Origin of the sequence: Paraburkholderia tagetis, assembly GCF_022213065.1 — a bacterium.
Lineage (GTDB): Bacteria > Pseudomonadota > Gammaproteobacteria > Burkholderiales > Burkholderiaceae > Paraburkholderia > Paraburkholderia tagetis.
On sequence record NZ_JAKLJA010000002.1, the window covers coordinates 231,413 to 246,865 of the forward strand.

Consider the following 15,453-nt stretch of genomic DNA (forward strand, 5'->3'; position numbering starts at 1 on the left):
ATCATGTCGCCCGCATCACTCCGTGGATACCGTATCGCCCTCGTCGCGCATGGCCGCGTGCAGCGTGTGCCAGGCAAGCGTCGCGCACTTGATGCGCGCCGGAAACTCGCGCACGCCGGCCAGCACCGCGAGCTTGCCGAGCCCGGCGACGTCGGCGAGCGGCCGGTCCGCCGGCGCTGTCGCCATCGCGTGAAAGCGCTCGAACAGCGCTTCGATCTCGGCCTCGGTGCGGCCCTTGAGCGCCTCGGTCATCAGCGACGCCGAAGCCGTCGCGATCGCGCAGCCCGCACCTTCGAAGCCGACATCCTTGACGATGCCGTCCTCGATGCGCAGATATAGCGTGATGCGGTCGCCGCACAGCGGGTTGTACCCTTCGGCGCGGCGGTTCGCGCCCGGCAGCGCATGGCAGTTCCGCGGCCGCCGGTAGTGGTCGAAAATCGTTTCCTGGTACAACTCGCGAAGGTCGGTCATAGCGCAAACATCTCCTGCACGCGCGCGAGCCCCTCGACCAGCGCATCCACCTCGGCACGCGTGTTGTAGAGCGCGAACGACGCGCGCACCGTGGCCGGCACGCCATAGCGCGCCATGACCGGCATCGCGCAGTGATGGCCGGTGCGCACCGCCACGCCGCACTGGTCGAGGATCGTGCCGATATCGTGGGCGTGCGCGTGCTCCATCACGAACGACACGATGCCCACTTTCTCCTTCGCAGTGCCGATCATTCGCAGATGAGGGATCGCGTGCAGCGCATCGGTCGCATAGGCGAGCAAGTCGGCCTCATGCGCGCCCGCCACTTCCAGGCCAATCGCGCTCGCATAGTCGAGCGCCGCCGCCAGCGCGACGGCGCCCGCGATGTTCGGCGTGCCGGCCTCGAAGCGCCACGGAATCGCGTTGTACTCGGTCTTTTCGAAGGTTACGGAGCGGATCATGTCGCCGCCCCCTTGCCACGGCGGCATCGCCTCGAGCAGTCCGGCCTTCGCGTAGAGTACGCCAATGCCGGTCGGCCCGTAGACCTTGTGCCCCGAGAACGCATAGAAGTCGCAATCGAGCGCGGCCACGTCGACGGGCAAATGCGCGATCGCCTGCGCGCCGTCGACCAGCACCGGCACGCCCCGCGCGTGCGCAATTTCGATCAGCCGCGCAATGGGGTTGAGGGTCCCGAGCGCGTTCGATGCGTGCGTGATGGCGACGATGCGGGTGTGCGGTCCCAGCATCCATTCATATGCGTCGATGTCGAGCGCGCCGTCGTCGTCGATCGGCACCACTTTGAGCACGGCACCGGTCTGTTCGCAAACCATCTGCCACGGCACGATGTTCGAGTGGTGCTCCATCGCGCTGACGAGAATCTCGTCGCCAGGCTGAATGCGAGGCCGGACATAGCTCTGCGCCACGAGGTTGATCGCCTCGGTGGTGCCGCGCACGTACACGATCTCTTCGGCGCGCGCCGCATGCACGAACCGCGCGATACACGCGCGAGCGCCTTCGTAGGCATCGGTGGCGCGCTGCGACAGCAGATGCACGCCGCGATGCACGTTCGCGTTTGTCTGTTCGTAATACGCACGCTCCGCGGCAATCACGGCGGCGGGTTTCTGCGTGGTCGCGCCGTTGTCCAGATACACGAGCGGCACGCCGTGCACGCGCTCGCGGAGAATCGGAAAGTCTCGCCGCCAGCGCGCCACCGTCTCTTCGTCTGGAATCCTTACCGGTTCAACGGGTTTCATGCGAGCCCCCGCAGATATTCGCCGCCAGGCAAGCGCGCGAGCAGCAATTGCGTGAGCCGCGTGCGCAGCGCGGCGCTTTCCACGCGATCCACGCACACGCGCGCGAACGCCCACACCAGCAACGCCCGCGCCGTGCGCTCTTCGATGCCGCGCGAGCGCAGGTAGAACAACGGGTTCTCGTCGAGCTGGCCGACGGTCGCGCCGTGGGTGCATTTCACGTCGTCGGCGTGAATCTCCAGTTGCGGCTTCGTGTCGATCTGCGCATCGCGCGAAAGCAGCAGGTTGTCGTTGCCCTGATGCGCATCAGTCTGCTGCGCGTCCGGATGCACGATCACGCGCGCGTCGAACACACCATGCGATGCGCCGTCGAGCACGCCGCGATAGTATTCTCGGCTCGTGCCGCGCGGCTGCTCATGATCGATGCGCGTATGGTGGTCGACGTGCTGTCTCGCGCCCACCAGATAGAGGCCGTTCAGATCGGCGCGAGCGTCGAGCGCATCGAGCCGCGTAGCGATCTGCGTGCGCGACAGCGCGCTGCCGAACGCAAACGAGTGCGACGTGAGGTGGCTCGCACGCTGCTGCGCGACGTCCACGCGAGCAATATGGAACGCGCTGCGCGCCTCCTGCTGAATGCGGCAATGCTGGACGTCGGTCTCGCTCTCCGCGACGATCTCGGTGACGGCGTTGACAAAATAGGGCTCGTCGGCAATCCCGGCGAACTGCTCGACAATCGAGCACCGCGCGCCGCGCTGCGCGAGCACCGCATTGAACGGATGCATCGCCAGACCGGCTTCGTCGGCGAAGAACAGCATGTGCAACGGCGCGTCGATCGCGCAATCTTCCGGCAACACGACCACGTATCCATCGCTCAGAAACGCGCCGTTCAGCGCCGCGAAGCCATCCTGGTGCTCGCGCCGGGCCATGACCGCCTCTAGCCGCTCGGGGATTTCGCGCATTGCCTGGCGCAGGCTGCCCGCCCAGGCGCCCTCGGGCAAACCGGCGAGCCGCGAAAGCTTCGGCACGCAGCGGCCGTTCACGAACACGAGGCGGGCCGCCACGTCGTCCGGCACGAGACTATCGACGATACCGGCCAGGCCCGCGAGATCCGCAGGCGCGGGATGCGCGGGCACGAAATGCCAGTGCGGCTGCGCGATGGGCGCCACGTTGGTGTACTTCCACGCTTCGAGCTGTGTGCCCGGGAAGCCCAGCGTCTCGAACCGCTCGAACGCGCGGCGCCGTGCGCTGCGCAACCACGGCAACTCGACGCCCGGCAGCGTCTTTACCGTCGTGCGGAAAGCGTCGCGGTAATAATCGCGCATCGTTTCGCTCATTGCTGCTCCTCGCCGGATAGTGTGTGCCGCCGCTCGCGCCACTAATGCGCGGCGCGCGCTCCGGGCCCTTCGTTTTCACTGTGTTCACTGCGCTCGTCGTGTGCCTCGGCGCCGAGCCAGCCGTACCCCTTGCGTTCGAGTTCGAGCGCAAGCTCGTGCGTACCCGAGCGCACGATGCGCCCCTGAGAAAGCACGTGGACATGATCCGGCACCACATAATCGAGCAGGCGCTGATAATGCGTCACCAGCACGATCGCCCGGTTCGCATCGCGCATCTGGTTGATGCCGCGCGCGACCACCTGCAACGCGTCGATGTCGAGGCCCGAGTCGGTTTCGTCGAGAATCGCCAGGCGTGGCGCCAGCACGGACATCTGCAACACCTCGTTGCGTTTTTTCTCGCCGCCCGAGAATCCCTCGTTGACGCCGCGCGACAACAGACCTTCGTCCATTTGCATATCCGCGAGCTTCTCTTTGATGAGCGCGAGAAATTCCATGGCGTCCAGTTCGGGCTCGCCGCGCGCTTTACGCTGCGCATTGAGCGCGGCCTTCAGTAAATAGACGTTGCTCACACCGGGAATTTCCACCGGATACTGAAAAGCGAGAAAGACGCCCCTGCGCGCGCGTTCGTCGGGCGCGAGTGCAAGCAGATCGCTACCTTCATAGAGCACGCTACCGCCTGTCACGACATACGATTCGCGCCCGGTCAACACGTGCGCGAGCGTGCTCTTGCCCGAGCCGTTCGGGCCCATGATCGCGTGAACCTCGCCGGCATTCACGTGCAGATCGACGCCGCGCAGAATCGGCTTGCCTTCCACGTCGACACTTAAATTGCGGATATCGAGCATCCCGATTACCTCTCTTAGCCCACGCCACTTAACCGACACTGCCTTCGAGGCTCACGCCCAGCAGCTTCTGTGCCTCCACGGCGAATTCCATGGGCAATTCCTTGAATACATCCTTGCAAAAACCGTTGACGATCATCGACACCGCGTCTTCTTCCGAAAGCCCGCGCTGCATGCAATAGAACAACTGGTCTTCGCCGATGCGCGACGTCGATGCCTCGTGCTCGACCTTCGCGCTCGCATTCTTCACCTCGATATACGGAAACGTGAAAGCACTGCAGCGGTCGCCGAGCAGCAGCGAATCGCACTGGCTGTAATTGCGCGCGTCCTGCGCCGAGCGGCCCATCTTCACGAGCCCGCGATAAGCATTCCTGCCGCGCCCCGCGGAAATCCCTTTCGAAAGAATCGTGCTGCGCGTATTGCGACCGAGGTGAATCATCTTCGTGCCGGTATCGGCCTGCTGGTAATGATTCGTGAGCGCCACCGAATAGAACTCGCCGACCGAGTTGTCGCCGCGCAGAATCACGCTCGGATATTTCCACGTGATGGCGGAGCCGGTCTCGACCTGCGTCCACGAAATCCTCGCGTTGGCCTCGCGGCAGTCGCCGCGCTTCGTCACGAAGTTGTAGATGCCGCCGCGCCCCTGCTCGTCGCCCGGATACCAGTTCTGCACGGTCGAATAGCGGATCTGCGCGCCTTCGAGCGCCACCAGCTCCACCACCGCCGCATGCAACTGGTTCTCGTCGCGCATCGGCGCCGTGCAGCCTTCCAGATAACTCACATAAGCGCCCTTGTCGGCGATGATCAGCGTGCGCTCGAATTGGCCGGTGTTTTGCGCATTGATGCGGAAATACGTGGACAATTCCACAGGGCAGCGCACGCCCGGCGGGATATAGCAAAACGAGCCGTCGCTGAATACCGCGGAATTCAGCGTGGCGAAGAAGTTGTCGGTATACGGCACCACCGAGCCGAGATATTGCCGCACGAGTTCCGGATGCTCCTGCACCGCTTCCGAGAACGAGCAGAACACGATGCCCAGCTCGCCGAGCTGTTTGCGAAACGTCGTGGCGACCGACACGCTATCGAATACCGCATCCACGGCCACGCCGGCCAGCACTTCGCGCTCGCGCAGCGGCACGCCGAGTTTTTCGTAGGTGCGCAGCAATTCCGGATCGACCTCGTCCAGGCTCTTCGGCCGGTTTGCCTGCGCATGCGGCGCCGAGTAGTACGCGATGGCCTGCCAGTCGATGGGCGGATGCTCGACCGTGGCCCAATGGGGCTCGCTCATCGTGAGCCAGTGCCGGTAAGCGGCAAGGCGCCATTCGAGCATGAATTCCGGCTCCTGCTTGCGGGCCGAAATCAGCCGGATCACGTCTTCGGACAGCCCGCGCGGCAAGGTGTCGGACTGCACGTCGGAGACGAAACCATGCTGGTATTTACGCCGAACCCATTCCTCCATGCCGGTCGCATTCGTACTCATCTGGACCTCCGCTTTCTGCGGCGACGCCGAAACATTCGGCGCCGCACGAGCGCGGAAACCGCTCGCGAAGCCGCGCGGCCGACTCGACCGGCGGCATCGATATTATTACGGTCTCCTTTTCACTCTCATAACCATTGTAGAGCCGCCCCCAAAACCCTGGCGCACCCAGGGTCTCCAAGCAGGCGGCGCGGCGATTGCGCGTTTCGTCTATATCGGGTTCGACTCCATTTCGTGCGCCGCACAAAATCACGGAACCCGGCTATCAAGGCGCCACGGGCGCCGTCTCCGGTTGTCCAATCCGGGTGGGCGCGGTTTCCTTCAGCGATAGCGCGACGAGAAGACCGACGACGAGTGCCCCCATCCCGAGTTGCATGATGTACTGAATGCCGAAATGCTTCGCGACATACCCGGCGACCGAAGGCGCGACGCCCCCGCCAAACACCTCGCCGACACCAATCACCAGCCCGGACGCCGTGGTCATCAGCTTCGCAGGAACGGCCTCGGCGCTAATGGGGCCGACAGTCAGCGTAATCATGGCGAACACAAAGAAGATGGTTGCCAGCAGACCTGCAAACAAGGGGACAGGCTCCGCGCCTGTACGCGAGAACACCCACAACGAAACAAACGCACCAACGACCGAGATGATCATCACCGGCTTGCGTCCGATCCTGTCCGACAATGACGGCATCACGAGTCCACCCAAGGTCCCTCCCACGCCCGTTGCCGAAAGGACGAAGCCCATTTGCTGAAGCGACAAGTGCAGATAGTCGGTCAGGTAATTCGGCAGCAACGCACTCAGCACGATCAAGCACGTCAGCCAGCACAGCATTCCAACGAAACACAACAGCACGTTCCGGTAGCGCAGCACATCAAACCACCGATGATTGCTGGCGTCGTGCGTCTGAGTATGGATCGCCGCTTGCGCGCCGCTCGTATTGCGCAGCACCTTCCATGTGAGAAAGCTGACAATGATTCCGGGAACCGCCACCATCGCAAAGATCCAGTGCCACGGCATGAATCGCAGTAGCTGGGTCACCACGATTGGCGCAATGCCCAGCCCAAACAGTGGCAACGCCGCTTGCTGAATGCCCACGTTTCGTCCATGCCTGTGCCGCTCGGATGCATCGAGCGTCGCGGTGATGCTCGACGGCGTATATGCGCCTTCCGCCAAACCCATCAGCGCGCGGATCAACATCAGGCTGCCAACGCTCCATGCAAGCCCGCTCGCGCACGCAAGCAGCGAAAAAATCAGCATGGCCGGAATGATGACCTTGCGGTGACCAAACCGATCGGACAAATTACCCGTGAACAGCGCGGACAGCCCCCAGGCAACGGAAAGCGCCGCCGTGATGTGGCCAAGATCCTGATAATCCAGCTTCAGGTCGCGCATCATGACTGGAAAAAGCGGCATGATCATGAACCGGTCGACGCCTACCAGCCCGAACCCGAGCGACAGCAGCACCACGATCTTCCATTCATACGACGTGTCCCAATCGGACGATTTTTTCCCGCATTCCATATTTTCTCTCCACCGTTAAAACCTGACGTTTTCGCCGATATGCTTAGAAGACCGTATGAATACCGATGCGCGCTATCGCTTGATTCGCGCCGGACGAGGCACCATCGGGATCCAGTACACCGTTGATCTGCGCGTTTGCGCCGCTGCTCGCACGCTGCCACGCGGCACTTGCATACACCATCGTTCGCTTCGACAGCGCGTACTGAACCGTGCCGGTAACCTGATGCGCGTGGTGGTTGTCGAGTGTCGCGTTCCCCTTCATGTACATATAGTCCGCACCGACAGTCGTCGCGCTGGTCAACTGCCACGTGCCGCCGAACTCGCTCATCCACACCGCGCCGCCATTGGCCGAGTTGCGCACCGTCGTAAACAGCGCGCTCAGATTGACCTCGCCGATGTGATAGTGGGCGCCCGCGCCCCAGTTGCGCACGCTGGTCTGGGGTGCGCCCGTCTGAAACCCGTACTTCTCGTTCGTATAGGCCGCCGCGATGCCGAAGCTCCCGACTTCATAGTCGAGACCCGCGCTCACCGTATTGTTTGCGCCAACGGACCCGGGCACCCCACCGAATCCGTAAAGCGCGCCGATCTTCAGTCCATCGACGACGGGGCTCACGTACTTCACGGAATTCGCGACGCGCTGGCTGCCCGCCGCGCGGTCCCAGTCGAAAGCGCCGGTTGGATTCCCAGGCAAACCGAGCTTCTGAAAGGGACCGTTGCGCAGGTTATAGAGCCCGCCGACATCCCGCGCCGCGTCGACACCGCTGAAAAACAGCGTATCCGCCATGAACTCGTACTGATTGCCGAGCGTTACCGTGCCGAACCGGTCGTTCTGCATCCCGACGTATGCGGTACGTGCGAAGAGCCCATTTCCGATGATCGCGCCCGAGCCGAGCGAGATCTGGCTGACCAGTTGAAAGATCACATGAGTACCACCGCCGATGTCCTCGCTGCCGCGCAAGCCGATCAGGCTCGGCGTAAAAATGCCATCGTCGAACTTCACGTTGCCGTGGCCGCCTTCGTTGCTGACATAACTCACGCCCGCGTCAAGCAAGCCGAACAACGTGACGCTGCTTTGTGCAAAAGCGGCAGATGCATGCACACAAGCCAGTGCGCCCAGAATGCACATCCTCCGACTCACCATGAAAGGCCTCCATTTGATTTGGTATGCTGATTAATCCGGCACGGCGCCCGGAATCCGTTCAAACACGCGCCGCAGCGCACCGACGCCCGGCGCCAACAGATATAAAATTACAAAATATATATTTTTTAGTCTTTAGTAGTTAACACCTATTTCTGCATACATTCTCGCCGGCATTACCAGGACAGCACTGACAACCCCGCCCCCGCGCCAAAAGGGAGCCATCAGATTCTCTTTGACAAACACTCTTAAGATATATATCTTAAGACATGTTTTAAGATACTTAGAGAAGGAGGCCTCATGCGCCATCCAATGCAGGCGCTGCGCTACGCCATGGGCCGCCGCCGCAGTGGCGAAGGCCCGGGCGATTTTGGAGATCGCTTCGGTGAAGGCTTTGGCCGCGGTTTCGGCGGCTTCGGTGGAAATGGGGACGGCTTCGGCCGCGCCCGCAAGTTCACGTCGGAAGATTTGCAGTTGATGCTGCTCGTGCTGCTCGCCGAGCGCCCGAGCCACGGCTACGAACTCATCAAGGCGCTCGATGCGCGCTCGAACGGCTTCTACAGCCCGAGCCCCGGCATGGTCTATCCCGCGCTGACCTACCTCGAAGAACTCGGCTATGTGAGTGTCGCGCTCGAAGGCAATCGTAAGCGCTACGAACTATCGGAAGAAGGCCGCGCTTATCTGGAAGCCAATCGCGAACGTGCCGACCTGATCCTCGCGAAGCTCACGCATTTCGGCCGCAAGATGGAAGTCATGCGCCGCGCGCTCGCGGGTGAAGATCTCGCTGAAGGCACCGGCTGGGTGCGCGAGCTGATCGACGCGCGCCGCGCGCTCAAACGCGCCCTGCTGGTCCGTACGGACGTCTCGCCCGACGAGCAGCGGCGCATCGCGGCCATCCTCGCGCGCGCCACTCGCGAAATCGAAACCGGAGCCACAGATGCAAAACCAGAATCACCTTGAAGTCGTCCGCGTGCGACATCCGTTGAAGTTTCGCCTGCTGCGCGTCGCGCGCGTCGAGGCACTGTCGCCCGCGCTGGTGCGCGTGACACTCACCGGCGACCTGAGCGACTTCGTGTCAGCGTCGTTCGACGATCACCTGAAAGTATTCTTCCCGGCCGAGGGCGCCGAGAAACCCGTGCTGCCGAGCCTCGGCCCCGACGGCATCGCCTTTCCCGAAGGCGCCCGGCGCCCTGCCGCGCGCGATTACACGCCGCGCCGCTTCGACCCCGTTGCCAACGAGCTCGACCTCGAATTCGCGCTGCACGAAGCCGGCCCCGCTACGGCGTGGGCGGCGCAGGCGCAGCCCGGCCAGTACCTGGGCGTGGGCGGCCCGCGCGGCTCGATGGTGATCCCCACGGGCTACGACTGGCATCTGCTGATCGGCGACGAAACGGCGCTGCCCGCGATTCAGCGCCGCCTGAGCGAGCTGCCCGCCGACGCGCGCGTCGCCGTGGTCGTGGAAGTGGCGAACCGTGCCGCGCGCATCGCGTTGCCCACGGAGGCCGATCTCTACGCCATCTGGCGCTATCGTGAGGAATCCGAACTGGAGCAATCGCTCGTCGACGCGGTGCGCGAAGTCTGGCTGCCGCCGGGCGACGGCTACGTATGGGCGGCTGGCGAAGCCTCGGCGATTCGCGCCGTGCGCGCGTACCTGTGCAACGAACGCGGGGTCGACAAGAAGCGGATTCGCGCGTCGGCGTACTGGCGGCGCGGCGCGCAGGCGACGCATGAAGCGATCGACGATTGAAGGATGGGCGATGCCCAAAATGACAACGCGCGGAGGACCGGGACGCCCACCGCACGTGGTTGTTTCTATTCAATGAGGGCAGACGCCAACGAGCCCTTACCCCGCCCGCTTCTCCCTGCGCGCCCTCACCGCTTCCGCCAGCGACTCCAGCACCGGCTGCGTCTGCGCCCAGTTGATGCACGCATCGGTGATCGACACGCCGCGCTTGAGCGGCACGCCAGGCGTCAGGTCCTGACGCCCCTCTTCCAGATGGCTCTCGATCATCACGCCCACGATGCGTTCTTCACCGCCCGCAAGCTGCGCGCCGATATCGTGCGCCACATCGATCTGGCGCCGGTGCTGCTTGCTCGAATTCGCGTGCGAGCAGTCGATCATGACATGCTCGCGCAGCCCCGCCTTCGCGAGCGCCGCGGAGCTTGCCGCCACCGACGCCGCATCGTAATTCGGTCCGCTCTTGCCGCCGCGCAGAATCACATGACAGTCGTTGTTGCCGCGCGTCTCGAAGATCGCGGCCATGCCCATTTTCGTCATGCCCATGAAGGCGTGGCTCGCGCGCGCCGCGACAATGGCGTCGGCGGCGATCTGCACGCCGCCGTCCGTGCCGTTCTTGAAGCCGATCGGGCACGACAGCCCCGAAGCCAGTTGCCGATGGCTCTGGCTTTCCGTCGTGCGCGCGCCAATCGCGCCCCACGCCACGAGGTCGGCGATGTACTGCGGGCTCAGCAGATCGAGGAACTCGGTGCCGGTGGGCAGCCCGAGCGCATTGATGTCGAGGAGCAGTTGACGCGCGGCGCGCAGCCCTTCGTTGATGCGGAAACTGCCGTCGAGGCGCGGGTCGTTGATATAGCCCTTCCAGCCCACCGTCGTGCGCGGCTTCTCGAAGTACACGCGCATGACCACGAGCAGATCGTCCTTGAGCCGATCGGCCTCTTCCTTGAGCAGCTTTGCGTATTCGATGGCCTGATCGTGATCGTGGATCGAGCACGGCCCGACCACCACCACCACGCGGTCATCGCGATGCGCGAGCACCTCGCCGATCTGCGCGCGGCTCGTTTCCACGAGCGTCTGCGTGGCCTGCGGCACCGGCAGTTCATCGAGCAGCAGCGCAGGCGAGATGAGCGGACGCACCGCGCCGATACGCGTGTCGTCGATACGGGTGGAGTCTTCGGTGGCGTCGGCGACACCGACTTCCTGGTCGTGATGCGGATTGTCGATACGGCTCAAGATGTTCTCCAGTCGGTTTGGGTGCGGTTTTTTTTGTTTGGTTTTTTTTCGCGTTTTCTTGTGATCGTGGTGGTCTATTAGCGTTGCCCCTGTGCGGGGCAGCACCTACTTTTCTTTGCAGCCGCAAAGAAAAGTAGGCAAAGGAAAGCGGCTCAAACCGCCAGTGTTACGCAGTGGACCACTTGCCGTTAATCGAAGTGGTTCCGGGGCATCCGTCACCTCGCACCTTGAAACTGAGTGACAAAGGACTCATTCATCCCGCTGCTCGCTACGCGCGCAGCGGTCGGGTCTGCATGGGAAACCATGAGTACTGCCTGGGTAAGCGAGTGCGAATGCGCACGCGCCCCACTGGTTTGGGGTTATGCCCCACGGGGCGCGCAGCGCCGCCGGAGGAATGAGCCCTTTGTCACTCCGAAAAACGGCGCGTGGCGACAGACGCTCCGGAACCGCTCCGATTAACGGCAAGAGGTGGACGGCGTAACACTAGCGGTGTGAGCGGCTTTCTTTTGCCTACTTTTCTTTGCCGCTGCAAAGAAAAGTAGGTGCCGCCCCGCACAGGGGCAACGCTAATAGACCGACACGATCACAAGGAAACGCGAAAAAAACCAACCAACAAACCGCGATTATCGCACTAGCAAAGCGCCCCAGCGTAATCTCAATTCACCGGCCCGCCCACCGGATACCCCTTTCCAGCAAGCCGCCGCGCGACGCGCACGAGCGCGAGCCACTGCTGTGCGATCAGCCCCTCACCGTAATTCACGTCCCGCCCGTGCGGCGCGGGCAATTGGTCGCGGATTCCGGTAGGCTCCGGCGCCTTGCTCCAGGAAGCCGTGCGAAACATCACATCCCACCACGAAAACAGCACACCGAAGTTACAACCATAACGCGTACCTTCGTGCCCATAGCCGATCGCATGATGACGCCGATGAAACGCCGGGCTCACGAGCACGCGCTCGAGCAGCCGCCCGTATTCGAGCCGCGCATTCACGTGCTGCACGCTCTGCAGAAAGTTGCCCACTGCGATAAGCACGACAAACTGCGCGGGCGGCACGCCGATAAAGAGCGATATGCCCGCAAAAAACGCGGCCTGAATGATGTCGTCGATGAAATGATTGCGATCGTCGCACCAGAGCGACATCTGCTGCTGGCTGTGGTGCACCGCGTGCAGCTCCCACCACACACCAAAGCGATGCTGCCAGCGGTGATACCAGTAGCCCGCGAAATCGAGCACGATCAGATAGATCAGGAACGAGACGAACGGCTTGTCGGTCACGCCGGGCCAGAGACTCTCCACTTCGATGTTCGGGACGTTGTGGATCGCCATCAAGCTTTGCCAGTGATTGAACAGCGGCGTAAGCATGAAGAAGAACGCGATGTTCAGAATGCCGAGCTTGGCGATCCACGTGTACCAGACGTCGGCGCGCAGCGCCTTGCGGTCGCGCCATGGCTCGGCCGGGCGCAGCGCCTCGAGCGGACGCAGCAGCAGATACGACGCGCAGATCTGGAGCACGCCCACGATCACCCAGTAGAGCGCGTCGTAGGTGTCCTCGTCGTAGCCCATCAGGCCGATCTTGTAGAAAACCGGCTGCACCACGTCCACGTAAACGAGCGTCTGCAACCACGAAACGAGGTTGTCGGCTTGTGCAAGCAGCGTATCGAGCATCAAGTGTCCTCGCTCGTCAATCCGGGTTCGGCGCGTACACCGGCGCGCTGTTCGCGAAGTAGATGCCGTGCGGCGAGCGGCCCACGGCAATCGTATCCACCAACTGGCGCGTCGTGAGATCGATAATACCCACGTGCCGCGCGAAGCGGAATGTGACCCACAAATAACGCTTGTCTGCGGAAAGCTGCATGTCGTCGGGGCCAGGACGCAGGCCCGTGATGTCGGCGACCTTGGTGAGCGTGGTGTAGTCGAGAATGCTGATGGTGCTTTCCACGCGGTTCGAGACGGCTACGTGCTTGCCGTCGTCGAGATTGCGGAAGTTATGCGCGCCGCGGCCCGTCTGGATCCGCTTCACGACCGTGCGGTTGCGCCAGTCCACCACGGCCACGTCGTCCTCGCCCGTCATGCCGACCAGCAGGTATTTGTCGCCGGGCGTCATCCACAGGCCGGCGGGCGTTTTGCCCACGGGCAGCTTCCAGAGCACGCTCTGCGTGGCGAGGTCGATCGCGGCCACTTCGCCGGTGTCCTGCAGCGTCACGAACGCGAGTTTGCTGTCCGAGGTGAAGTTGATGTGGCTTGGCGTCTTTGCAACCGGAATACGCTTTACGAGCGTGACGTCGCGGCCGTTGTAGCCGTAGATGTCCACGCGGTCCAGACGCAGGCCCGCCGTGACGAACCACTTGTGATCGGGCGAGAAGCCGAGCTGGTACGGGTCTTCGATGCCCTCCACGCGACGCTGCACCTTGCCGGTGTGCGGGTCGAGAAACATCAGGTCGTTCGAGACCGAATCGGCCACGATGAGCGACTGGCCATCGGGCGTGATCATCAGGTGATGCGGCTCCTTGCCGGTGGGCTCGGTGCCGACCACGCTGCGGCTCGCCTGGTCGATGAGCGAGAGCTGCGCTTCGCCGGAGTCGAGCACGATGACTTTGTCGTTGCTGCCAGCGTTTGCATCGCCGCCAGCGTGGGCGACTGCGCTAAAGGCGAGCGAGCCAAGGAACACCGCCGCTGCAACGCGGTTCCTGGTATGGGTAAGAATGGGGAAGTCAGGCATTTCGTAAGGAACCAGGCTAGCCAAATAAACTGGCCAAATAAGCGGAGAAAGCACGCAGGGAGCCGGTTTGTGCTGAGATAGATCCGGGCGCGCCGCAAAGCGGACGAAAGCCAGACGAAATCTCGGTGAATTTGCAAAAACCGGCGGGCAGCGGTACCCCGCGCGCGGGACATTAACTTAACGCGCGACGAGCGTTTCCCGATGACGCGCAAACGCCCCGCATGCGCTTTTTTAAGCGCTTTACAAGGCCTGCGCCGCTTCGGTCTTGTGCTTTGGTCCTGTGCTTCGGCCTTGTGCTCTGGCCCGCTTTGATCTGCTCTGGCCCGCTCTGGCCCGTTTAGGCGCTTTGCTTTGGCCCTTGAACAAACGGGTCCATCAACCTCGACGAGGTGTCCATGCACCACCGCACCCGCGAAGACAACCTGCATGAGCCGCCGGGCGGACTCTCCGAGCGCACGGCGCACGAAGTGCGCGAGGCGCTCGAAGGGCGCCGCCGCGGCGCGGCGCTCATGCTGCCGCTCGCGGGGCCGGCCGTGATCGTCTCCGTGGCCTACATGGATCCCGGCAACTTCGCGACCAATATCCAGGCGGGCGCGCGCTACGGCTATACGCTGCTGTGGGTCGTGCTGCTCGCGAATTTCGTCGCCATGCTGTTCCAGGCGCTCTCCGCGAAGCTCGGCATCGTCACCGGCTGCAATCTCGCGCAACTGTGCCGCGCGCACCTGCCCGCGCCACTCGTCTGGCTCATGTGGATCGTGAGCGAAATCGCGGCGATGGCCACCGATCTCGCCGAATTCCTCGGCGGCGCAATTGGGCTTGCGCTCCTGTTTCATCTGCCGCTGCTCGCGGGCATGGCCATCACCGCGCTCGTCACCTACGGGCTGCTGTTCTTCGAGCGCGCGGGCTTTCGCCCGCTCGAACTCATGATCGGCGCGCTCGTGGGCCTGATCGGCCTGTGCTATCTGCTGGAGCTATTCATAACGCCCGTCGATTGGGGCGGCGTGCTTGGACATCTGGCCGCGCCGAGCCTGCCCGACGCGCAGGCCGTGATGATCGCCGTGGGCATCGTGGGCGCGACGGTCATGCCGCACGCGCTCTTTCTGCATTCCGGGCTCACCCAGGCGCGCGTGCAGCCGCGCAACGAAAGCGAGCGCAAGCGGCTCTTGCGCTTCTCCAATATCGAGGTGGCGCTCGCGCTGTCGTTCGCGGGGCTCATCAACATGGCGATGGTCATTATGGCGGCGGCGGCATTCCATCTGGGCCACGCCGATGTCGCCGAAATCGGCAGCGCCTGGCATACGCTCACGCCGCTGTTCGGCGTGGCGGCAGCCAGCATCTTTCTGGTTTCGCTGATTGCCTCGGGCGTGTCGAGCTCGGTGGTGGGCACGCTCGCGGGCCAGATGATCATGCAGGGTTTCGTGGGCTTCCAGATTCCGCTGTGGCTGCGCCGCCTCGTGACGATGGCGCCGAGCTTCGCGGTGGTGGGCCTCGGCGTGAACGCCACCGAGGCGCTGGTGGCGAGCCAGGTCGTGCTGAGTCTCGCGCTGCCGTTCCCGATGGCCGCGCTCGTCTGGTTCACGAGCCGGCGCAACGTCATGGGGGCCTACCGGAGCAGCCCGGCGCTCGCGTGGCTCGCAGTGCTGGGTGCGTTGGGCGTGCTCGCGCTCAATGCGCTGCTGTTGTTGCAGACGTTTGGCGTGAGTTTGGTGTGAGTTTGGCGTGAGTTGGGTGTGA

General features: G+C 63.3%; 12 protein-coding genes and 1 pseudogene. 3 read left to right on the top strand and 10 right to left on the bottom strand.

The features are described 5' to 3' along the window. Window positions 1–15 precede the first annotated feature (15 nt). The 7 genes and pseudogenes from sufU to L5014_RS04130 form a co-directional block, all read right to left on the bottom strand. On the bottom strand, window positions 16–471 hold the full coding sequence (sufU, locus tag L5014_RS04100; protein WP_238462296.1) for a Fe-S cluster assembly sulfur transfer protein SufU: 456 nt from the start codon (window positions 469–471) through the stop codon (window positions 16–18). Next, on the bottom strand, window positions 468–1,721 hold the full coding sequence (locus tag L5014_RS04105) for a cysteine desulfurase (protein ID WP_238462297.1): 1,254 nt from the start codon (window positions 1,719–1,721) through the stop codon (window positions 468–470). Before L5014_RS04105 ends, sufU begins: the two co-directional genes overlap by 4 nt. Continuing rightward, a complete protein-coding gene (gene sufD / locus L5014_RS04110) occupies window positions 1,718–3,052 on the bottom strand; it encodes a Fe-S cluster assembly protein SufD (RefSeq protein ID WP_238462298.1) in 1,335 nt (444 codons plus the stop codon). Before sufD ends, L5014_RS04105 begins: the two co-directional genes overlap by 4 nt. Window positions 3,053–3,093: 41 nt before the next feature. After that, window positions 3,094–3,897 (bottom strand): Fe-S cluster assembly ATPase SufC, encoded by an 804-nt coding sequence (gene sufC / locus L5014_RS04115; RefSeq protein ID WP_238462299.1) that lies wholly within the window; start codon window positions 3,895–3,897, stop codon window positions 3,094–3,096. 28 nt (window positions 3,898–3,925) lie between these two features. Next, a pseudogene (gene sufB, locus L5014_RS04120) lies at window positions 3,926–5,461 on the bottom strand (Fe-S cluster assembly protein SufB); the annotation flags it as partial. Window positions 5,462–5,636: 175 nt separating this feature from the next. Then, a complete protein-coding gene (locus tag L5014_RS04125) occupies window positions 5,637–6,893 on the bottom strand; it encodes an MFS transporter (protein WP_238462301.1) in 1,257 nt (418 codons plus the stop codon). 43 nt (window positions 6,894–6,936) lie between these two features. Further along, complete coding sequence (locus L5014_RS04130; RefSeq protein ID WP_420800014.1) at window positions 6,937–8,019, bottom strand: porin; 1,083 nt, start codon at window positions 8,017–8,019, stop codon at window positions 6,937–6,939. Window positions 8,020–8,331: 312 nt separating this feature from the next. On the opposite strand from L5014_RS04130, the gene L5014_RS04135 reads away from it, so the two are divergent. Then, entirely contained in the window at window positions 8,332–8,991 is a 660-nt protein-coding gene (locus tag L5014_RS04135; protein WP_420800009.1) for a PadR family transcriptional regulator, read from the top strand. Then, a complete protein-coding gene (locus L5014_RS04140; RefSeq protein WP_238462303.1) occupies window positions 8,969–9,778 on the top strand; it encodes a siderophore-interacting protein in 810 nt (269 codons plus the stop codon). The genes L5014_RS04135 and L5014_RS04140 overlap by 23 nt, the downstream gene beginning before the upstream one ends. 96 nt (window positions 9,779–9,874) lie before the next feature. Here L5014_RS04140 and L5014_RS04145 read toward each other — a convergent pair whose 3' ends face one another. From L5014_RS04145 to L5014_RS04155, 3 genes are all read right to left on the bottom strand, one after another. Further along, the gene (locus tag L5014_RS04145) at window positions 9,875–11,002 is read right to left on the bottom strand and encodes a 3-deoxy-7-phosphoheptulonate synthase (RefSeq protein WP_274389231.1); all 1,128 of its coding nucleotides are present in this window, start codon (window positions 11,000–11,002) and stop codon (window positions 9,875–9,877) included. A 655-nt stretch (window positions 11,003–11,657) separates the two neighbouring features. Continuing rightward, window positions 11,658–12,665, bottom strand: coding sequence for a sterol desaturase family protein (locus L5014_RS04150; protein ID WP_238462304.1), 1,008 nt, complete (start codon window positions 12,663–12,665; stop codon window positions 11,658–11,660). Window positions 12,666–12,681: 16 nt separating this feature from the next. Next, window positions 12,682–13,719, bottom strand: a complete 1,038-nt coding sequence (locus tag L5014_RS04155; RefSeq protein ID WP_238462305.1) for a YncE family protein — start codon at window positions 13,717–13,719, stop codon at window positions 12,682–12,684. Window positions 13,720–14,114: 395 nt separating this feature from the next. Between L5014_RS04155 and L5014_RS04160 the strand changes: the two genes are divergently transcribed. After that, a complete protein-coding gene (locus L5014_RS04160; protein WP_238462306.1) occupies window positions 14,115–15,431 on the top strand; it encodes an Nramp family divalent metal transporter in 1,317 nt (438 codons plus the stop codon). Window positions 15,432–15,453 lie beyond the last annotated feature (22 nt).

Excerpts from the sequence above, each read along its gene's own strand:
- sufU (WP_238462296.1), bottom strand. The coding sequence starts at position 471 with ATGACCGACCTTCGCGAGTTGTACCAGGAAACGATTTTCGACCACTAC.
- L5014_RS04105 (WP_238462297.1), bottom strand. The coding sequence starts at position 1,721 with ATGAAACCCGTTGAACCGGTAAGGATTCCAGACGAAGAGACGGTGGCG.
- sufD (WP_238462298.1), bottom strand. The coding sequence starts at position 3,052 with ATGAGCGAAACGATGCGCGATTATTACCGCGACGCTTTCCGCACGACG.
- sufC (WP_238462299.1), bottom strand. The coding sequence starts at position 3,897 with ATGCTCGATATCCGCAATTTAAGTGTCGACGTGGAAGGCAAGCCGATT.
- L5014_RS04125 (WP_238462301.1), bottom strand. The coding sequence starts at position 6,893 with ATGGAATGCGGGAAAAAATCGTCCGATTGGGACACGTCGTATGAATGG.
- L5014_RS04130 (WP_420800014.1), bottom strand. The coding sequence starts at position 8,019 with ATGTGCATTCTGGGCGCACTGGCTTGTGTGCATGCATCTGCCGCTTTT.
- L5014_RS04135 (WP_420800009.1), top strand. The coding sequence starts at position 8,332 with ATGCGCCATCCAATGCAGGCGCTGCGCTACGCCATGGGCCGCCGCCGC.
- L5014_RS04140 (WP_238462303.1), top strand. The coding sequence starts at position 8,969 with ATGCAAAACCAGAATCACCTTGAAGTCGTCCGCGTGCGACATCCGTTG.
- L5014_RS04150 (WP_238462304.1), bottom strand. The coding sequence starts at position 12,665 with ATGCTCGATACGCTGCTTGCACAAGCCGACAACCTCGTTTCGTGGTTG.
- L5014_RS04155 (WP_238462305.1), bottom strand. The coding sequence starts at position 13,719 with ATGCCTGACTTCCCCATTCTTACCCATACCAGGAACCGCGTTGCAGCG.
- L5014_RS04160 (WP_238462306.1), top strand. The coding sequence starts at position 14,115 with ATGCACCACCGCACCCGCGAAGACAACCTGCATGAGCCGCCGGGCGGA.